This window comes from Sporosarcina aquimarina, assembly GCF_023715615.1.
In the GTDB taxonomy this organism is placed as follows: Bacteria; Bacillota; Bacilli; order Bacillales_A; family Planococcaceae; genus Sporosarcina; species Sporosarcina aquimarina_A.
Genome location: NZ_JAMBOM010000003.1, coordinates 103,816 through 123,192 on the forward strand (window position 1 = coordinate 103,816; position 19,377 = coordinate 123,192).

At 45.4% G+C, this 19,377-nt stretch carries 17 protein-coding genes and 2 riboswitches; of the genes, 9 read left to right on the forward strand and 8 right to left on the reverse strand.

The window, feature by feature from the left end; all coding sequences use genetic code 11:
• Positions 1-110: 110 nt before the first annotated feature.
• A complete protein-coding gene (locus tag M3197_RS10080) occupies positions 111-296 on the reverse strand; it encodes a hypothetical protein (protein WP_025782849.1) in 186 nt (61 codons plus the stop codon).
• A 139-nt stretch (positions 297-435) separates the two neighbouring features.
• Positions 436-540, forward strand: a riboswitch (SAM riboswitch).
• Between the two features lie 101 nt (positions 541-641).
• Here M3197_RS10080 and M3197_RS10085 point away from each other — a divergent pair.
• Together M3197_RS10085 and metH are read left to right on the forward strand one after the other, a co-directional pair.
• Positions 642-2,501, forward strand: a complete 1,860-nt coding sequence (locus tag M3197_RS10085) for a bifunctional homocysteine S-methyltransferase/methylenetetrahydrofolate reductase (protein WP_251661204.1) — start codon at positions 642-644, stop codon at positions 2,499-2,501.
• Positions 2,482-5,934 (forward strand): methionine synthase, encoded by a 3,453-nt coding sequence (metH, locus tag M3197_RS10090; RefSeq protein ID WP_251661206.1) that lies wholly within the window; start codon positions 2,482-2,484, stop codon positions 5,932-5,934. The genes M3197_RS10085 and metH overlap by 20 nt, the downstream gene beginning before the upstream one ends.
• Before the next feature lie 61 nt (positions 5,935-5,995).
• On the opposite strand, the gene M3197_RS10095 is transcribed toward metH, so the two are convergent.
• Both M3197_RS10095 and M3197_RS10100 read right to left on the reverse strand, forming a co-directional pair.
• Positions 5,996-6,325: a hypothetical protein gene (locus M3197_RS10095; protein ID WP_251661208.1), complete on the reverse strand. Its 330-nt coding sequence runs from the start codon at positions 6,323-6,325 to the stop codon at positions 5,996-5,998.
• Positions 6,261-7,133 (reverse strand): hypothetical protein, encoded by an 873-nt coding sequence (locus M3197_RS10100; protein ID WP_251661210.1) that lies wholly within the window; start codon positions 7,131-7,133, stop codon positions 6,261-6,263. The genes M3197_RS10095 and M3197_RS10100 overlap by 65 nt, the downstream gene beginning before the upstream one ends.
• A 406-nt stretch (positions 7,134-7,539) precedes the next feature.
• Here M3197_RS10100 and M3197_RS10105 point away from each other — a divergent pair, with 406 nt between their 5' ends.
• A complete protein-coding gene (locus tag M3197_RS10105) occupies positions 7,540-8,517 on the forward strand; it encodes a nuclease-related domain-containing protein (RefSeq protein WP_251661212.1) in 978 nt (325 codons plus the stop codon).
• A gap of 166 nt (positions 8,518-8,683) precedes the next feature.
• Here the strand turns inward: M3197_RS10105 and M3197_RS10110 are convergent, their stop codons facing one another.
• Entirely contained in the window at positions 8,684-8,863 is a 180-nt protein-coding gene (locus M3197_RS10110; RefSeq protein ID WP_251661214.1) for a hypothetical protein, read from the reverse strand.
• Between the two features lie 220 nt (positions 8,864-9,083).
• Between M3197_RS10110 and M3197_RS10115 the strand changes: the two genes are divergently transcribed.
• Positions 9,084-9,476 (forward strand): thiol-disulfide oxidoreductase DCC family protein, encoded by a 393-nt coding sequence (locus tag M3197_RS10115; RefSeq protein ID WP_251661217.1) that lies wholly within the window; start codon positions 9,084-9,086, stop codon positions 9,474-9,476.
• A 51-nt stretch (positions 9,477-9,527) separates the two neighbouring features.
• On the opposite strand, the gene M3197_RS10120 is transcribed toward M3197_RS10115, so the two are convergent.
• Both M3197_RS10120 and adh read right to left on the reverse strand, forming a co-directional pair.
• The gene (locus M3197_RS10120; protein ID WP_251661219.1) at positions 9,528-9,884 is read right to left on the reverse strand and encodes a DUF779 domain-containing protein; all 357 of its coding nucleotides are present in this window, start codon (positions 9,882-9,884) and stop codon (positions 9,528-9,530) included.
• Positions 9,885-9,908: 24 nt separating this feature from the next.
• Positions 9,909-11,450, reverse strand: a complete 1,542-nt coding sequence (gene adh / locus M3197_RS10125; RefSeq protein WP_251661221.1) for an aldehyde dehydrogenase — start codon at positions 11,448-11,450, stop codon at positions 9,909-9,911.
• 294 nt (positions 11,451-11,744) lie between these two features.
• Here adh and M3197_RS10130 point away from each other — a divergent pair, with 294 nt between their 5' ends.
• The 5 genes from M3197_RS10130 (at position 11,745) to M3197_RS10150 (ending at position 17,140) form a co-directional block, all read left to right on the forward strand.
• Positions 11,745-12,902 carry a S1C family serine protease gene (locus M3197_RS10130; RefSeq protein WP_251661224.1) on the forward strand — a complete coding sequence of 386 codons (1,158 nt, stop codon included), beginning with the start codon at positions 11,745-11,747 and terminating at the stop codon, positions 12,900-12,902.
• 120 nt (positions 12,903-13,022) lie between these two features.
• Complete coding sequence (locus M3197_RS10135; RefSeq protein ID WP_251661226.1) at positions 13,023-13,718, forward strand: response regulator transcription factor; 696 nt, start codon at positions 13,023-13,025, stop codon at positions 13,716-13,718.
• Positions 13,715-15,127, forward strand: coding sequence for a sensor histidine kinase (locus tag M3197_RS10140; protein ID WP_251661228.1), 1,413 nt, complete (start codon positions 13,715-13,717; stop codon positions 15,125-15,127). The genes M3197_RS10135 and M3197_RS10140 overlap by 4 nt, the downstream gene beginning before the upstream one ends.
• A gap of 136 nt (positions 15,128-15,263) precedes the next feature.
• The gene (locus tag M3197_RS10145; RefSeq protein WP_251661230.1) at positions 15,264-16,694 is read left to right on the forward strand and encodes a SulP family inorganic anion transporter; all 1,431 of its coding nucleotides are present in this window, start codon (positions 15,264-15,266) and stop codon (positions 16,692-16,694) included.
• A 26-nt stretch (positions 16,695-16,720) separates the two neighbouring features.
• Positions 16,721-17,140: a universal stress protein gene (locus tag M3197_RS10150; RefSeq protein WP_251661232.1), complete on the forward strand. Its 420-nt coding sequence runs from the start codon at positions 16,721-16,723 to the stop codon at positions 17,138-17,140.
• Positions 17,141-17,196: 56 nt separating this feature from the next.
• Here M3197_RS10150 and wrbA read toward each other — a convergent pair whose 3' ends face one another.
• Complete coding sequence (wrbA, locus tag M3197_RS10155; RefSeq protein WP_285851297.1) at positions 17,197-17,808, reverse strand: NAD(P)H:quinone oxidoreductase; 612 nt, start codon at positions 17,806-17,808, stop codon at positions 17,197-17,199.
• Between the two features lie 65 nt (positions 17,809-17,873).
• Complete coding sequence (locus M3197_RS10160) at positions 17,874-19,073, reverse strand: DUF3238 domain-containing protein (RefSeq protein WP_251661233.1); 1,200 nt, start codon at positions 19,071-19,073, stop codon at positions 17,874-17,876.
• Positions 19,074-19,166: 93 nt separating this feature from the next.
• Positions 19,167-19,274: riboswitch (TPP riboswitch) on the forward strand.
• Positions 19,275-19,377 lie beyond the last annotated feature (103 nt).

Here is a 19,377-nt window from a genome sequence, read left to right on the forward strand (position 1 = left end):
TTACTATCTAGTTATAGAATAAAAGGAAGAGGGCAATGTGTCAACCTTATACATTTCAAGGTTAACTCAAATTTGAACAATAATAAAACTGACAGTCATTCTCTGTCAGTTTATCGTCTTTTCCCTTCATCTTTAGGGAAAAGGAAAAAGGAAATAACACCACTCAAAACCATTGCGCCAAGTGTAATATAAAAACGAGACATGACGGGCACATCTGTAAAGTTTTTGTTTAGCATCACCCAGGCCACTCCACCGACTAATAACACCATCGGGATAACAAATTTGAACGCCCTCATAGCAATCCCCTTTCCGTGCATGTACGTCCAGTCTACCACATACACTAGGTAACTCACAGGTCACTTCACTTATTATCTATTGACGGAACTCTCAAACAACGGTATGATGTGTTAAATTATTCACACAACTCAATAGTCATTCTTATCAAGAGAAGCGTAGGGATCTGGCCCGTCGATGCTTCAGCAACCAGCCAACCGGTCAGGTGCTACTTCCAGCGGATGTTTGTAGTCCGGCAGATGAGGAGGAGACAATCATTTAGATGAAAAAGCCTTCTTCGCTCGTTTAGAAGGCTTTTTTATTATTCTCCGCTTCATTGCTCTGCCGTAAGAAAGGATGATAGGGAAATGAAATTACTGGAGCGGTTAAAAACAGAAGTTCTGACAGCGGATGGAGCAATGGGAACGTTACTCTATGCGGAAGGTCTCGACTTTTGCTATGAACAATTAAATATAGAAAAGCCAGATGTGATTCAAGGAATTCATGAACAATATCTACAGGCAGGTGCTGACATCATTCAAACCAACACGTACAGTGCCAACTCCTATAAACTTGCTCGCTATGGACTAGAACATCGTGTAAAAGAATTTAACGAAGCAGGCATTGCAATCGCCAAGCGTGCTGCAGCTCCAGGTGGACAATATGTGCTCGGTACCATCGGTGGCATCCGTAGTATCCGTAAAAGCGACGCAACGATAGATGAAGTCCTATCAATTGTTCAACAGCAAGCGCAACCTTTGCTTGCCGGTGATCCAGATGGATTATTACTAGAAACTTATTATGACTTTGAAGAGCTATCTGCAGTGGTTAAGCACCTCCGTCAACAGACAGATATCCCACTGATTGCACAAGTATCCATGCATGAACCGGGTGTCTTACAGAACGGGTTGAGATTGAATGATGCCTTACATCAGTTAGAAGCACTTGGAGCAGATGTCGTTGGTGTGAACTGTAGGCTCGGCCCGTACCATACGATCCAAGCATTTGAAGGAATTGAACTCCCTAAGAAGGCATTCTTATCTGCTTACCCCAATGCAAGTTTGCTAGATGTTGAAGATGGGCGGATTGTCTATGTCTCTGAAACGGATTATTACGGTCGCGCTGCACGGTTATTGCGGGATGAAGGGGTTCGGCTGATTGGTGGTTGTTGCGGAACGACCCCTGCTCACATTGTCGCTGTAAAATCTCAATTGGCGAATCTTGCACCTATTACGGAAAAAGCAGTACTCCCACATAAGCCGATTATTATTCGAGATGCGGAACCCACTCGCTATGAGCCACTGCACATAAAGGCACAGCGTGAACGTACAATTCTTGTTGAATTGGATACGCCGCGACACTTGGAAACTGAAAATTATTTCGAAGGAGCACGTCAACTTCAAGCAGCTGGAGCGCACGCTGTGACGATGGCCGATAATTCTCTTGCTTCCCCTCGGATTAGCAATCTAGCTATGGCGTCCCTTATAAAACATCAAGATGACGTCCGCCCTCTCGTCCATATCACTTGCAGGGATCATAATTTGATTGGTCTGCAATCTCATTTAATGGGGCTGGATGCACTTGGCATACATGACATTTTAGCTGTGACAGGCGATCCAACGAAGATCGGTGACTTCCCAGGGGCAACAGACGTTTATGACGTTTCCAGCCTAGAACTCTTCCAACTCATTAAACAACTGAATGAAGGGATTTCATTCTCCGGTCGTCCATTACGTAAAAAGGCGAACTTTTCGGTAGCAGGTGCATTCAACCCGAATGTCCGGGTCGTTGAAAGAGCTGTTAAGCGCCTTGAGAAAAAGATTGAATGCGGGGCTGATTACTTCATTACACAACCTGTCTATACGAAAGAAAAAATTATTGAAATCCATGAAGCCGTAAAACATTTAGATACTCCAATTTTCATAGGAATTATGCCGTTGACGAATATTCGTAACGCTGAATTCTTGCACCATGAAGTACCAGGCATCAAGTTGTCTGATGAAGTGCTGGAGCGCATGAGAGCATGTGGAGATGATCGAGAAGCAGCAACTGCTGAAGGTATACAAATTGCCAGTGAACTCATCGACACCGCAGCTTCTTTATTTAACGGGATTTACTTAATTACTCCCTTTTTACGTTATGACATGACCGTCGAACTTGTACACTATATCAACCAGATTGACGCGATAAGAGAAAGAGAGGTGCACCATGCCACAAGCACAAATTGAACAACAACTAAAGAAACGCATTCTCGTAATGGACGGAGCCATGGGCACGATGCTACAAAATGCCGATTTAACAGCGGCTGATTTCGGTGGTGAAGAGTATGAAGGATGCAACGAGTATTTGAATCTAACAAAACCCGATGTGTTGACCCGAATTCATAGAGAATACTTAGAGGCTGGTGCTGATATCATCTGTACAAATACGTTCGGTGGTACACCTGTTGTGTTAGACGATTATGATTTAGGTAGTGAAGCGGATGAAATTAACCGTCGCGGCGCAGAACTTGCGCGTGCTGCAGCTGATGAGTTTTCGACACCTGATCGTCCTCGTTTCGTTGCAGGAGCAATGGGACCGACGACTAAGACACTGTCCGTGACAGGTGGGATTACGTTTGACCAGTTGGCACACGATTTCTACGTTCAGGCGAAAGGGTTAATCGACGGAGGCTCGGATCTTCTCTTAATGGAAACCAGCCAAGACATGTTGAATGTCAAAGCTGGTACGATTGGAATTCGTCGAGCCTTTGAAGAAACTGGCGTGGAACTTCCAGTGATGATATCCGGAACGATTGAACCGATGGGGACGACGTTAGCTGGACAAAGTATAGAAGCATTTTACGTTTCTATAGAGCACATTAACCCCCTTTCTGTCGGACTTAACTGCGCGACGGGACCCGAATTCATGACAGATCATTTACGCTCGCTGTCAGAGCTTGCGACAGGATTCGTCAGTTGCTATCCAAACGCGGGACTGCCTGATGAGGAGGGTCATTATCATGAATCTCCTGATTCGCTCTCGAAAAAATTAGAAGGCTTTGCGGAGAAAGGTTGGTTGAATATTGTTGGCGGTTGTTGTGGGACGACACCTGCACATATTCAAGCGATTCATCGCGCAGTGGAAGGCAAAACTCCCCGTCCACTCCCTGATGAAACGCACGGACATACCGTCTCTGGAATCGAACCGCTTTTGTACGACCCAAGCATGCGCCCTATTTTAATCGGAGAACGTACCAACGTCATAGGTTCACGTAAATTTAAACAGCTAATTGTCGATGGTAAAGTAGAAGAAGCGGCGGAAATCGCTCGGGCTCAAGTGAAAAACGGCGCCCATGTCATTGACGTTTGTCTCGCTAATCCGGATCGGGATGAGCTGACGGATATGACCGATTTCATGAAAGAAGTTGTGAAGAAGATTAAAGCGCCACTCGTCATTGACTCGACAGACGAAAACGTAATTGAAGAAGCATTGAAATATTCCCAAGGAAAAGCGATTATTAACTCCATAAATTTAGAAGATGGGGAAGAACGGTTCGACGCTGTAATGCCGATTGTGAAGAAGTATGGGGCTGCAGTTGTAGTCGGGACGATTGATGAAATCGGAATGGCTGTTACGCGGGAACGGAAACTTGAAATTGCAAAACGATCCTATGACTTGCTAACAAACAAATGGGGGCTAGCGCCTGAAGATATCATTTTCGACCCCCTTGTATTCCCCGTTGGAACAGGAGATGCGCAGTACATTGGCTCTGCTGTTGAAACAATTGAAGGTATCCGACTAATTAAAGAACACCTTCCGCGCGCGCTCACTGTTCTTGGAGTCAGTAACGTTTCTTTCGGACTTCCACCTGTAGGACGCGAAGTATTGAACGCTGTCTATTTGTACCACTGCACACAAGCCGGATTGGACTATGCGATTGTGAATACTGAGAAGCTAGAACGATATGCGTCAATCCCTGAAACAGAAAACGATATGGCGAACGCATTGTTATTTACAACAACCGACGAAACCCTTGCAACCTTTACTGAATTTTATCGTGGTAAGAAAAAAGAGAAGACAGAAGACGATATCCCGAAAACTGTTCCTGAACGTCTTGCCTATTATGTCGTTGAAGGAACAAAAGAAGGACTCATTCCGGATTTAGATGCAGCCTTAAGTCAGTATGATGAACCTCTCGACATTATTAACGGTCCACTTATGACAGGGATGGCAGAAGTCGGTCGACTATTCAATACGAATCAGCTTATTGTTGCTGAAGTGCTCCAGAGTGCAGAAGTCATGAAAGCTTCGGTGTCCTATTTGGAACAGTTCATGGAGAAAAAAGAGGACGATAACGGCAAGGGGAAAATAGTCCTTGCCACTGTAAAAGGGGATGTCCACGATATCGGAAAAAACCTAGTCGAAATCATATTGAGCAATAATGGTTTCAAAGTGGTGGATATCGGAATTAAAGTGACACCTGCGCAGCTAATTGAAGTCATCCGAAAAGAAAAACCGGACATTATCGGGCTTTCCGGATTACTCGTAAAATCTGCGCAGCAAATGGTTTTGACTGCACAAGACTTTAAATCCGCAGGCATCGAATTGCCTGTAATGGTGGGTGGCGCTGCACTCACACGTCGTTTTACGGATACAAAAATTGCACCTGAATACGATGGTCCTGTCATCTATGCAAAAGATGCGATGCAAGGATTAGATCTTGCGAATCGACTACAGAGTGGTGAAAAAGACGCTTTGCTGCTCGAACTTGATCAGCAACTTGAAAAGCGAGTGGCGAATGATGCCATTAAAGCAGCTAAGGCAGCAGAAAAAGGCGGAGTCGCCATTGCAGTTGCTCCCCGTCCAGTGAAGACAGTTCGGACGGATACCCCTGTTTTTGTTCCGAATGTTTGTAGGAAACGAGTGCTCCGGGATTATTCAATTTCCCATCTCACTCCTTACGTCAACATGAGGACCTTGATTGGACATCATCTAGGGCTTCGCGGATTTACCGACTCAACATTGCAAAAGCAAGAACCACGCGCGGTTGAACTGCATGAAATGGTGACTGGATTTTTAGAATCCGGGAAACTTGGTGCGTCAGGTCTTTATCAGTTTTTCCCTGCTCAAGCGGATGGAGATGATGTGATCATTTATGATCCCCAAGATGGAAAAACTGAAATTGAGCGATTTACATTTCCACGCCAACGACGAGATCCATTTCTTTGCCTAGCTGACTATATAAAGACTGTAGATAGTGGCGAAATGGATTACGTTGCGTTTATGCAAGTAACGGCAGGTCATGGAGTCCGCGCAGAAGCGGAACGATTGAAAACAGAGGGGAAATTCTTAGAAAGTCATGCGTTCCAAGCGACTGCGCTCGAACTCGCAGAAGGCTTTGCGGAACGTGTACACCAAGAGATCCGCGACCAATGGGGATTCCCAGATGCCACTGATTTTACGATGAAAGACCGATTTGCAGCGAAATACCAAGGACAGCGATTCTCCTTCGGATATCCTGCATGTCCAAATTTAGAAGATCAGAAGAAGCTGTTCGGGTTGTTGAAACCAGAAGAGATTGGTGTTCACTTAACAGAAGAGTTCATGATGGAGCCGGAAGCTTCTGTGTCCGCAATCGTCTTTGCTCATGCCGATGCACGGTACTTCAATATTGACTAATGGACACAAAAGATCCCGCAGTAGAGTGTAGTCACTCTTACCTGCAGGATCTTTTCTTACATTAATATCTTCCCCAAGGCATTGGTCCTGGTCCCATCGGAGGTCGTTGAGAACCCCATTGCCCCATTCCTGGTCCATAACCAGGCCTTGCTTGAACCGTCTGCCCCATCATTGTTTCATTCACTTCTGTGTAATAATGGCGAGGGATTTGAACGGTATGTTGGCGGTTTACGTTGACGAACGGATGAACTACAGGTAGCTCCTGTGGCATGAACGTATCGTGGTAACGGTATTGCGTCGGGCAGATTATCGGTTGTGCCTGATTGTTACATGGTTGCATTGGTGGCATTGGTTGTGGCTTCATGCAGCATTTTTGATTCTGATGCATCATCTTCATCACCTCCTCCCTCCATTACATGCAAGTTACCGAGTAAGACACGGGCAAATGACTTCCTAGAATGCGGATTTCTTCCGAGACGCGTTTTTGGTTTTCGTTCGCTCGCATTCTCCCCTCTTCCGCGCGTTTTGTGATCGCTTCCGCGCGCAAGTGAGCCACGAACGCGCCGATTTCTTCCTCCGCTCGCTTTTGCCTCTCGTTCGCTCGCATTCTCCCCTCTTCCGCGCGTATTCCGATCCCTTCCGCGCGTATTCCGATCCCTTCCGCGCGCAAGTGAGCCACGAGAGCGCACTTTTCTTTCTCCGCTCGCTTTTGCCTCTCGTTCGCTCGCATTCTCCCTTCTTCCGAGCGTATTCCGATCCCTTCCGCGCGCAAGTGAGCCACGAACGCGCACTTTTCTTTCTCCGCGCGCTTTTGGCTCTCGTTCCCTCGCATTCTCCCCTCTTCCGCGCGTATTCCGATCCCTTCCGCGCGCAAGTGAGCCACGAACGCGCCAATTTCTTCCTCCGCGCGCTTTTGCCTCTCGTTCGCTCGCATTCTCCCCTCTTCCGCGCGTATTTCGATCGCTTCCGCGCGATAGTGAACCACGAACGCGCACTTTTCTTCCTCCGCGCGCTTTCGACTCTCGTTCGCTCGCATTCTCTCCTCTTCCGCGCGTATTCCGATCCCTTCTGCGCGCAAGCGAACCACGAACGCGCCGGTTTCTTCCCGCGCTCGCTTTTGGCTCTCGTTCGCTCGCATTCTCCCCTCTTCCGCGCGTATTCCGATCCCTTCCGCGCGCAAGTGAGCCACGAACGCGCACTTTTCTTTCTCCGCGCGCTTTTGGCTCTCGTTCGTTCGCATTCTCCCCTCCTCCGCTCGTATTCCGATCCCTTCCGCGCGCAAGTGAGCCACGAACGCGCCGATTTCTTTCTCCGCGCGCTTTTGGCTCTCGTTCGCTCGCATTCTCCCCTCTTCCGCGCGTATTCCGATCCCTTCCGCGCGCAAGTGAGCCACGAACGCGCCGATTTCTTCCTCCGCGCGCTTTTGCCTCTCGTTCGCTCGCATTCTCTCCTCTTCCGCTCGTATTCCGATCCCTTCTGCGCGCAAGCGAACCACGAACGCACCGGTTTCTTCCGGCGCGTACATTCAGTTCTAGATTGCTAAATTTGACTTGATTGGAACAGGGATATAACTATCAGACTTGTTCGACATTTTATGGTATAATAATGGAGATTGATATTATTAGAAATGAGGTGATTATCGTACTTATGAAGCCTCGGAAGCCTCCTTTAATACTAGATTCCTTATCGGCTGCAGTACGAAGAATTATGCCAAATCATCCAAAAGAACAAGCGCTGCAGTCAAGATTATCTGCAGTTCAAGCGGGCTACGCGGGTGAACTGGTATTGGATCGAGTCTTTGAGAATTATATATTTTCCTTTCCTCATGCGATTTTCCATGATCTATCCTTGAACTCTAGTACTCGTTTTCAAGTGGACACGTTGTTTGTTACTTCGTCGCATGCTGTCGTGCTCGAAGTGAAAAATATTGCGGGTGCGCTGACTCTGAGAAGTAATCCTCCGCAACTTATTCGGACACAGGAGAACGGACAAACCAATAGTTTTGAAAGTCCGGTATCTCAGCTCGAGCGGAAAATTGAATTACTGCAGGATTGGCTAGTCTGCCGAAGCATCCATTTGCCTGTAAAAGGTGCTATTGTACTAGCTCATCCCAAACATCCCGTTAATGCAGAAAGCGCTAATGTTCCTTTTCTGTATCCATCCGGAATCCCCTCATATCTCCGGCGTTTGGCCACTTCAACGTCTGTACTACTTCCCGACCAGTTCTCCCTACTGAATGACCAACTCCTGCAAGGTCAACATGACTTCTTTCCACTACCTATTTGCGAAAGTTATTCCTTGACTGCTCAAGACTTTAGGAGCGGTGTTTTTTGTGAGACGTGCGCTGCTCCAACTATGTTGAAAAATCGATTGAATTGGTACTGCTCTGTTTGTGAGGAAAAAAGCTCAAAAGCTGGCGACCAAGCAATACGCGACTGGTTCCTGTTATTTGGCGGGACAATGTCTAATCAGCAGTGCCGTGACTTTCTTCATCTAACCAATCGGCACATGGCCTATCGGATTTTGAAAAAGATGGAATTTCAAATAGTTGGTGGCAGTAAAAACCGTCGGTATTTCCGTTAAAACATTTGCTGGCAACGCCCACCTCTATTTGAACATGTGGTGCTTTCTGTTTAGATCTATATCCCCCAACTCCATGAGCCCTTGAGGGGCATAAAACACCTAAACCCCCCCAATTTTGTCTCGAGATTTTTCAGCCAAACAAAAAACCTTCCAAATGGAAGGTTTTTTACTGATAGTCTCTAGGGAGTTCGTGCTCGTCAAACCCTATTTCTGAAGAGGATTCCGAATGATGGTCAAGAAATCTGCTAAAGTCTGGTGCACCTTCTCCGATCATTTGCAACATGGCGATGTAGTCCATGTCCCTACGCAAGTTCATTTCATCCGGATGAATGTTTTGACGTTCCACTTCGTTCACCTTCCCTTATGATAGTCACAGGCGGGACACTAAACGGCGAAGCGCTAAGAGGTCAAACAAACAACATTTTCTCACCTGTAGTCTAGCATGCTACCAATTAATTGTAAAGAGTATTCTGTCTATTTTTACATTTTACAATAGCTCTAGTTTGTTTCAGCTGTTTTGTTTTAGGTTATAGTATATATACCATGTGTTTTAAGGAGGATCGTCCATGAAGCGAACAGTGTTATTCGATGGGGAATGCAACTTTTGTGATTCGAGTGTTCAATTCATTATAAAACGTGATCCGTATGAGTATTTTCAATTTGCCTCTCTTCAAAGTGAAACTGGACAGCAACTCTCTAAAGATTTCGGTATCCCGGATGATGTAGACAGTTTAGTTCTCGTTGAAAAGGGCAAAGCATATACGAAATCAGGCGCGGCCCTCCGTATTGCCAAAAAGCTTGATGGACTTTGGCATCTCGCTTTTTTATTCATTATCGTGCCAGCTCCTATACGAGACAGTGCCTATGATTATGTTGCACGCAATCGGTATAAGTGGTTCGGGAAAAAAGAAGAGGCCTGTATGCTTCCGACGGCCGCGGATCGAAAACGTTTTCTATAATCCCCTTTTAATAAAACAAAGACGGCACCCATTATTCGGGTGCCGTCTTCATTATATTTGGAGCTGTTCAACCTCATCAGTTGTAAATGCGCGTGAACGGGTGAGAAACCGTTTGCCTTCGACTCCTTCAAGCGAAAACATTCCGCCTCTTCCATCCACGACGTCAATGATCAGTTGGGTGTGCTTCCAGTACTCAAATTGACTACGTAACATATAGAACGGAACGCCGCCAATAAGCCCGAGAAGCACATCTTGATCCCCTACGATTAAATCGCCCTCCGGATAACACATTGGTGATGAGCCGTCACAACATCCTCCTGATTGGTGAAACATTAACGGACCGTGTTTCTGTTCGAGTTGCTTGATCAGCGCTAGCGTTGCTTCCGTCGCAATAACCCGCTCTGTCATTTGCTACTCACCTCTCTATTTTGCTTAAAAGAATCCTTGCTTTTGTTCGCTGTAGCTAACGAGCATATTTTTCGTTTGCTGATAATGTTCTAGCATCATCAAGTGGTTTTCTCGTCCGATTCCAGATGCTTTATAACCACCGAACGCAGCGTGAGCAGGATAAGCATGGTAGCAATTCGTCCACACACGACCCGCTTCGATACCCCGTCCAAAACGGTACGCTGTATTCATATCACGTGTCCAAACGCCGGAACCGAGTCCATATAATGTGTCGTTTGCGATTTCAAGCGCTTCTTCCTTTGTCTTGAACGTTGTAACTGCAACAACCGGCCCAAAAATCTCTTCCTGGAAGATTCGCATCTTATTGTGGCCTTTGAAGACAGTAGGCTTCACGTAATAGCCATCCGCCAACTCCCCATCCAGCTTGTTTTGCTCACCGCCTGTTAGACACTCAGCGCCTTCTTGCTTACCGATGTCTAGGTACGACAAAATTTTCTCAAGCTGTTCTGTAGAAGCTTGTGCCCCCATCATGACTGTCGGATCGAGCGGATTCCCAACTTTAATGGCTTCTACGCGTGCCAATGCTTTCTCCATGAATTCATCGTAAATTGACTCTTGGATAAGTGCGCGTGAAGGACATGTACAAACTTCACCCTGGTTCAATGCAAACATGACAAACCCTTCTACCGCTTTGTCCAGGAAGTCGTCGTCTTCTGCCATTACATCCTCAAAGAAGATATTCGGTGATTTACCGCCAAGCTCGAGTGTGGCTGGGATAAGATTTTGGGACGCATACTGCATGATCATTCGACCTGTCGTCGTCTCTCCAGTAAACGCAATCTTGCCGATACGTGGATTGGATGCCAGTGGCTTTCCTGCCTCAAGACCGAATCCGTTCACGACGTTCAAAACACCCGCTGGCAATAAGTCTTCAATCAATTCAACAAGCACAAGAATCGATGCCGGAGTTTGCTCTGCCGGCTTAAGAATCACACAATTCCCCGCAGCGAGTGCAGGAGCAAGTTTCCAAACCGCCATCAGGATCGGGAAATTCCAAGGAATAATCTGTCCAACGACTCCAACAGGCTCATGGAAGTGATAGGCAACCGTATCGTTATCGATTTGGCTGACACCACCTTCTTGAGCACGAATCGCAGATGCGAAATAACGGAAATGGTCAATTGCTAATGGTAAGTCCGCATTTAGCGTTTCCCGAATTGCTTTCCCGTTCTCCCACGTTTCTGCTACAGCAAGCATCTCTAGATTTTCTTCAATCCGGTCTGCTATCTTCAAAAGAATGTTAGAGCGTTCAGTTACCGACGTCGTCCCCCATGCATCCTTTGCAGCATGTGCTGCATCTAGAGCTAGTTCAATATCCTCCGCAGTGGAGCGTGCTACTTGTGTAAACACCTTTCCTGTTACAGGAGTCGGGTTGTCAAAGTATTCTCCATTGACAGGGGCTGTCCATTTACCATTTATGAAATTATCGTATCGTTCCTTGAAATTCACCTTTGCGCCTTCAGTGTTCGGGTTTGCGTAAACTAGATTTTCAATTTGTTGTACCATTTCCATTCCTCCCATTTCTGCAAGTTTTGTAGAAAATCGGTGCATGTACATTGCACACATGAACACTCTATGTCGGGTTGTCCTCAAGCATGAATGATGTATGCGCTTTCATTTGAAAATAAAAAAATTTCCATTTCTCTATAACTATATCTGACTAGTTCGATTATTTCAATTTTATTTCACTATAGAATTAAGTCTACTACGATTAATAACTTGTTAACGTCTCGGTAATAATTTGTTCATAAGTTGGATTTACACTTACTTTATCAGCAATAGATAAAGGAGAGATGGACAATGAATACATCAAAAAGTAAATGGCTATTATCCACAGTAGGCGCAGGAGTGCTTGGCTCGGCATTAACACTAGGGGCAGTCGCGAATACAGACATTATGAAGCAGGACAGCAGTCTTCAATCAGCTACACAACCTGAAACGTCTACTCCCTACAACGTGCAAAACACCGGCGCTCAATCACAAAACTCTCTATCTGACATGGTAGCAGATGCCTCTAAAGCAATTGTCGGAATCGATAATTATCAGTCCGCTGGCAATCGGTTTGCCGGTACATCGGAGTCTCAAAATGTTGGAACGGGTTCCGGAGTCGTCTTCAAAACGGAGGGATCGGATGCATATATCATTACAAATAATCATGTGATTGCGGACGCAACCAAAATCGGGATCACAACAGCAAGCGGTGAAGAAACGGAAGCTGTCCTAGTCGGCACTGACCCTCTCACAGATTTAGCAGTCCTGAAGATGGATAAAAAATATGCAGAAGGCACATTATCATTCGGAGATTCTTCAAAACTTCGTGCAGGTGACGAGGTTGTTGCAATCGGCAATCCACTCGGTCTGGACTTTTCTGGTACCGTTACTCAAGGGATTGTAAGCGCGCCGACTCGTTCTATCGACGTCGACACATCCGCTGGGAAGTGGGAAATGAATGTCATTCAGACGGATGCAGCCATTAACCCTGGTAACAGTGGTGGTGCGCTAGTAAACGGATCCGGAGAATTGATCGGGATTAACAGCTTGAAAATCGCTCAAAACGGCGTCGAAGGTTTGGGCTTCGCCATCCCAAGCAATGATGTACAGCCACTTGCTGACAAGCTGATGAAGGACGGCAAAATCACACGTCCATATATCGGAATCGGCCTCGTCGACCTTGCAGAAGTTCCTGAAATGTATGTACAGAATATTCCAGACAGTGTGAAAGGTGGAGTCATGGTCGGTAGTGTGGATCCTAATTCACCCGCTGGAAAAGCAGGATTCAAAGAACAAGATGTCATCACTAAAGTGAACGGACAAGCAATCGACTCTTCAACCGCTTTACGCAAAATTCTCTATACGGATCTAAAAGTTGGAGACCAAGCGAAATTCACCATCTATCGAGAAGGCAAACAACAAGTTGTGAACACGACACTCTCGAGTAATGCCGATGTCGAGAAGTAAGTTACAGAACAGCTGTCCAGTACCTACTAGTTGGGTTCTGGGCAGCTTTTTCGTAGTGGACAAATGAGTTGCATGAATAGGAATTTCCCGATAGCTTTAAAGCAAAGGAGGCGAACTTCGTTGAAGATTCTTGTCATTGAAGATAATGAAAGTGTGTCGCAGATGATTGGCTTGTTTTTTGAAAAGGAAGGCATTGATGGCGAGTTCGTCTTGGACGGAAAAGTGGGCTTAGAACGAGCCCAACAAGATTCGTGGGACTGCCTCATCATCGACTGGATGCTTCCTTCGATGGATGGCGTGACGATTTGTAGAACCCTTCGAAAAACAGGAAATGACGTCCCAATCATTATGCTCACCGCAAAAGATGGCGAGTCCGATCAGGTGCTCGGTTTGGAAATGGGTGCTGACGATTATGTAACGAAACCATTCAGCCCACTTGCTTTAATGGCACGCATTAAAGCCGTGACACGAAGACGAACTACAAAAGAGATGGAAACAAATCCGTTGCTTGAAACGGTCCATTTCCGTGTGGATGAAAATGCCCGTGAAGTGTTCGCAGACGGTGTTGCTATCGAAAACCTAACGCCAAAAGAATATGACTTACTCGTTTTTTTCATTCACCACCCAAAACAGGTTTTCTCGCGCGACCAACTGCTTGAACGTGTCTGGGGATTCGATTTTTACGGAGATGATCGGACTGTGGATGTTCATATTAAACGGCTACGAACGAAAATTTCAGGAATCGGAACCACAGTGCTCCATACCGTATGGGGAGTTGGCTATAAGTTTGACGAATCGGAAGAGGCATCCTCATGAAAGTGAACTACTTTACTCAACAGTTAGTCAGCCACGTGAGTGTAATTGTTGCCGCAGTCCTTCTAGTGGGGCTACTGTTTTCCCACTTTTTCGAGCAATATGTATACGATACGAAAACTGATGAGCTCGCACAATATGGACATGCCCTTCTGACAGATATCGATCGAAGTCCGAAGCCTTCACAACAAACTCTTCAATCCTTTGGTCAAGTGCTCAATAGCAGGGACATCGAGTATAGTTTGTTTGATGAAGACTCGAAAATCATTTACTCGACTGGGCTCAAAACCCCGTTAATTGAACTCAATGAATCAGAATGGGCGCAGCTTCAAAGTGGAAAAGCCGTTACGGTCCGCCAAGAGCAACGTCGTTTTGATCAGGCCGTCACTTTTGTGTTGCTCCCTTACTTCCAAGGACCTCAGTTTGTCGGAGGTGTTCTACTCACCTCCCCTATTGAAGGCCCTCGAGCCATCATTTCACAAATGAATCAATATTTGTTCTACGCCGCCCTCGCTGCATTAGCGGTTGCTGTCATTCTAAGCGGATTGCTGTCCATCTACCATGGACGACGTATAAAGCGACTTCGTTTAGCCACTGCGGCGGTCTCTACAGGTGACTATACGATCCGGATTCCTGAAAACGGAAGAGATGAAATCGACGCACTGGCAACGGATTTTAATACGATGGTCAGTGACCTGCATACTTCCCATGAAGAAATTGAGAACCTGGAAAACCGTAGACGCCAATTCATGGCAGATGTCTCCCACGAACTCCGAACGCCGCTAACGACAATTCGGGGAACGATTGAAGGGCTGCGGAGTAATCTGATTTCTGAAAATGAAAAAGACAAAGCGTTGCAACTTGCAAGTGGAGAAACCAAACGGTTGTTGCGCCTCGTTAACGAAAATCTTGATTATGAAAAAATCAGATCAAACCAAATTACATTGATCAAGCAACCAATTCTGGTTTTGGAATTATTCGAAGTGATTCGTGAGCAGTTGGAACCGGCAGCTGAACAACGTGGGACAACAATCGAAGTGCAAGCACCTGAAACATTGACCGTCTTCGCCGATTACGATCGTCTTACTCAAATCTTGTTGAACATTACAAAGAATAGTATCCAGTTCACGGAAAAAGGAGAAATTTCGTTATTAGCGAAAACAGATAGTGATCACGTCATTGTAGAAATTCAAGATACCGGCATCGGGATGGATTCGGATGAAGTCGAAAAGATTTGGAGCCGTTTTTATAAAGCGATTGACTCACGGACATCCAATCCATACGGAGAATTCGGCCTTGGTCTTTCCATTGTGCGTCAGCTCGTAACGTTACATGGAGGAACTATTGACGTCACAAGTAAGAAAGGTTACGGAGCGAAATTTACAATTCGTCTTCCTAAAGAACCTAGATAGTTCTGTAGTAAGTTAGTTAGTTTCTATAAACATATTCTTCAACGGCCATTTATTGTCGTGACTCCCCGTGATACACTAAGGAGATGCAGTACACCGTAACGCATCTGCAACTTTTTCTATAAGGGAGTCTACAAAAATGGCATCATACTTAAAGCAGCATTGGTTCTCGAATGTTCGAGCTGACGTCCTCGCGGGCATCGTCGTAGCCCTTGCACTAATTCCTGAAGCCATCGCTTTTTCAATCATCGCTGGTGTTGACCCGATGGTTGGTCTATATGCTTCCTTCATCATTGCTGTCGTAATTTCTTTTACAGGTGGACGCCCAGCAATGATTTCCGCAGCAACTGGCTCGATGGCTTTGCTCATGACCCCACTTATTCGTGAGTATGGTCTTGATTACTTACTCGCTGCGACTATTCTTACCGGGGTGATCCAAGTGATTTTCGGTATTTTTAAAGTCGCAAAGCTGATGAAGTTCATTCCTAATGCAGTTATGATTGGATTTGTAAATGCCTTGGCAATTCTCATTTTCATGGCACAAGTCCCTCACTTACTAGGAGTCTCAACGATGACATATGTTTTCGTAGCAGTGACGTTGCTCATCGTTTATATTTTACCAAGATTTTTCACAGCAATCCCTGCACCCCTCATCGCTATTGTCGCACTTAGTATCGTCGCAATTTACTCAGGCGCAGACTTACGAACTGTTGGAGATCTTGGTGCGATTACAAAATCGCTCCCTAATTTTCTAATCCCAGACGTACCCTTTACGTTTGAAACCTTGATAATCATATTACCTTATTCTGTTGCGTTGGCGATTGTCGGCCTGCTTGAAACATTGCTCACTGCAACAATTGTAGACGACATGACCGCAACAGACAGTGAAAAGAATAGGGAATCCCGTGGGCAAGGAATTGCCAATGTTATTAATGGCTTTTTTGGTGGAATGGCAGGTTGCGCAATGATCGGTCAGTCCGTTATTAACGTTAAATCCGGAGGTAGAACACGATTGTCGACATTTGTAGCAGGTGCGTTCCTCATGTTTCTGATTATCGTGCTGGGTGACCTGGTCGTTCAAATTCCGATGCCTGTTCTGGTAGGAATTATGATTATGGTTTCAATCGGGACATTTGACTGGAGTTCGTTCTCCTATATTCGCAAAGCACCTAAAGCGGATGCACTCGTTATGCTGACAACCGTAGTAATTGTTGTCGCAACAAATGATTTGTCTAAGGGTGTTATTGCAGGAGTCGTGTTGAGTGCCGTTCTCTTCGTTGCTAAAATCTCTAAAATACAAGTAGACCGCATTGTTGAGGATGACTCCATCCGCTACGCTGTGAAAGGTCAATTGTTCTTTGCATCCGTTGAGAAGTTCCATGAAGCCTTTAGTGTAGATGAAGCGGCTGGTCGGATCATCCTCGATTTCACGGATTCCCAAGTATGGGATGATTCCGCAGTTGTTGCCGTCACAAAAGTAACTGAATCCTATCGTAGTCGTGGTGTGAATGTAACGATTACCGGATTAGGGGAATCCAGCAGGCGTCTGCTTAATGAGCTTATGACCTGACTCTATTGATAAATGAGGTGGCACTGATGTATCAGAAAATCATGCTTGCTGCAGATGGATCTGATAACTCCATTCGTGCAGCTAGAGAAGCTGCACGGCTTGCTAACTGTTCAGATGACTCCACGATTACTATCGTGTTCGTAGCGGATTTTGACAAAGCAAAAGAATCCGTACTGCACGCAAAGAATAAGGATTCCCTAGAACTGGCACGCAAAAAGCAACTCAAACCTATCGAAATGGTCTTGCGTGAATACGATGTGCCTTACGAAGTCCAAATCCTCCATGGAGACCCAGCACCGGTGTTAATCGACTATGCGCATACAGAGTTGTTTGACCTTGTCATCATTGGTAGTCGCGGGCTTAATTCTTTCCAGGAAATGATTCTTGGCAGTGTCAGTCACAAAGTGATGAAGCGACTTAGTTGTCCTGTATTACTCGTGAAATAACAAAACCGTCACCCTCTTGCGGGTGACGGTTTTGTTATTTTGTGGAACTGCCTAGATTACGCCATATGCTGAAGTGCTTTTGCAACAATCACGGTTCTCTTCGCTTGGTGAGCTACCGCTGCTTGAATTGCTTTTCGATCTGTCTTCATTTCACCATCTTGGTCAACCGCGACGCTTGTTCCGTACGGATTACCTCCCGCTGCAAATAACACAGGATCTGTATAACCCGGCGCTACGACAATTGCTCCCCAATGGTACATCGTTGTATAGAGTGATAAAATCGTTGCCTCTTGCCCACCATGCTCGTTTTGTGCCGAAGACATCGCACTCACTGCCTTATTGGCAAGTTTGCCTTGTGCCCATAGACCTCCAACAGTGTCGATGAAGCTTTGCACTTGTCCAGGTATATTACCAAAGCGTGTTGGAATGCTAAAAATGATTGCATCTGCCCATTCTAAGTCTTCTGGTTTCACTTCCGGAATATCTTGCGTTGCGTCATGATGTTTTTTCCATGCTGCATTCGATTCAATTGCAGCTGCTGGTGCCGTTTCTTTCACTTTTAACAACTTCACTTCAGATCCTTCTTCTTTAGCGGCTGAAGCCGCCCATTCTGCTAGCTGATGATTCGTGCCAGTTGAACTGTAATATACGATTGCTGTTTTTGTCATATTTATCTCTCCTTTAATTTTGAATAACTTGATGCTGTCACAATAGTACCTGCGCCCTATTGTAGTTAATTGATATTGGTAAAACGCCAATACTGATACGCCGTAACCCCACTCATATAAGCAAGTCCTTCACTTCTGCTTTGATGAACAGGGATCCATCGATTGGTTTCCCCTTTTCTTAAGTAGATTTCATGATTCGGTGACTGGTCATGAAAACCAGTCATATCATACGTTCCATTCCTTCGCAGGACCGCTTGGACTTCATAATTTATATCTGGAGCTGTCGTCAATGGATTGCCTACTGCGTGTTCTAAGTTAAATCTTGTTTCATCTCTTCCATAATCAAACTGCTTTAAAATAATCTCTTCATCGGATGCCGTTGCATGGTCGCGGATTTTTTTATCCAATCCATAGGCAACACTTTCACCTACTCTTTTTGTGAACGTAAGAGGATCCTCCGGGTTGTTTGTATGGATTTCAATGTCAACAAAAGTTCGAAAGGCATCGGACTCCGGGTCAAATTGTCGATCATCGCCTTTAAAATACCGATTAGGAGATAGTACATTCGGGTTTTCAACTAGATCGGCCTCAAGAAACGTTTTGTATCTGAAGTTCCATTGGTTGACGGTAGCTGGTTTTTGATAATCATAAATTGAAGTCAACAACGCAGAGGGGCTATTAATAGATTTCATCATCGTGAACCCTTCAATGTAGGCTGGTTTTTCCTTGTCTTTAGGTAAAAACAATCCCAATGCTTTGGCGATGAAAGATCTCGCATTGTTGAAGGTCACTTCAGATTGAACAATAGACCTCTCACAATAGATCGCGTACGTAATTGGTTCATCCATCGTAAAGTCCCTGTCGATAAATCGATTGGAATCCACCTGGTCTAGTTGTTCCCCATTGCGATAAATGATATACGTCTCTGTGTCACTCAAACGTTCCCAGGATAATGCAATTTGTGTTCTAGCAATAATTGTCGTCGTGACCAGGGACTGAAGAGGATTACTTTTGTTTTTCTCCATGGAAAATGTGGAGGTCTGCATGACGACCACGTCCTTCACCTCATCATTTACATGTCGTTCGATTGTATATTTATAAAACGTGTCCGCTAAAAGATCAGTATCTTGAAAATCAGGGGATGTACCTTCATAAATGTGCTCGCCGTCTTTATACACGTGGTACATTCCACCTGCATCATCCCATTCAAATGCAATTCGACCAACTTCATGGGTGACAGATGTGATTTCAAAGCGATCCGGCATGTACATGGCCTCCTCTTTTCACGTAGTAGTTGTATTTTGCCCTTATTGCCAATTTTTAAAACTATGATATAGTGAGGGAGAAAACTGAAAACGATTGCCCACTGGGGGAGTCTTTGTAAAAGACTGAGACGCATATAGATATGCGGACCCTTGGAACCTGATCTGGCTCATACCAGCGGAGGGAAGTGGATCGCACATGGACGAGTCTATATCTTTGTAGATTCCTTGAAATTTCCTATTACGCGAGCCGCTCCTTCGACTGATGAGTCGATAGGGACGGCTTTTTTTCGGTTCATTCATCGAA

Bases quoted from the DNA above. Each gene is read 5' to 3' on its own strand.
- M3197_RS10080 (WP_025782849.1), bottom strand. From the start codon at position 296: ATGAGGGCGTTCAAATTTGTTATCCCGATGGTGTTATTAGTCGGTGGA.
- M3197_RS10085 (WP_251661204.1), top strand. From the start codon at position 642: ATGAAATTACTGGAGCGGTTAAAAACAGAAGTTCTGACAGCGGATGGA.
- metH (WP_251661206.1), top strand. From the start codon at position 2,482: ATGCCACAAGCACAAATTGAACAACAACTAAAGAAACGCATTCTCGTA.
- M3197_RS10095 (WP_251661208.1), bottom strand. From the start codon at position 6,325: ATGATGCATCAGAATCAAAAATGCTGCATGAAGCCACAACCAATGCCA.
- M3197_RS10105 (WP_251661212.1), top strand. From the start codon at position 7,540: ATGGAGATTGATATTATTAGAAATGAGGTGATTATCGTACTTATGAAG.
- M3197_RS10115 (WP_251661217.1), top strand. From the start codon at position 9,084: ATGAAGCGAACAGTGTTATTCGATGGGGAATGCAACTTTTGTGATTCG.
- M3197_RS10120 (WP_251661219.1), bottom strand. From the start codon at position 9,884: ATGACAGAGCGGGTTATTGCGACGGAAGCAACGCTAGCGCTGATCAAG.
- adh (WP_251661221.1), bottom strand. From the start codon at position 11,450: ATGGTACAACAAATTGAAAATCTAGTTTACGCAAACCCGAACACTGAA.
- M3197_RS10130 (WP_251661224.1), top strand. From the start codon at position 11,745: ATGAATACATCAAAAAGTAAATGGCTATTATCCACAGTAGGCGCAGGA.
- M3197_RS10140 (WP_251661228.1), top strand. From the start codon at position 13,715: ATGAAAGTGAACTACTTTACTCAACAGTTAGTCAGCCACGTGAGTGTA.
- M3197_RS10145 (WP_251661230.1), top strand. From the start codon at position 15,264: ATGGCATCATACTTAAAGCAGCATTGGTTCTCGAATGTTCGAGCTGAC.
- M3197_RS10150 (WP_251661232.1), top strand. From the start codon at position 16,721: ATGTATCAGAAAATCATGCTTGCTGCAGATGGATCTGATAACTCCATT.
- wrbA (WP_285851297.1), bottom strand. From the start codon at position 17,808: ATGACAAAAACAGCAATCGTATATTACAGTTCAACTGGCACGAATCAT.
- M3197_RS10160 (WP_251661233.1), bottom strand. From the start codon at position 19,073: ATGCCGGATCGCTTTGAAATCACATCTGTCACCCATGAAGTTGGTCGA.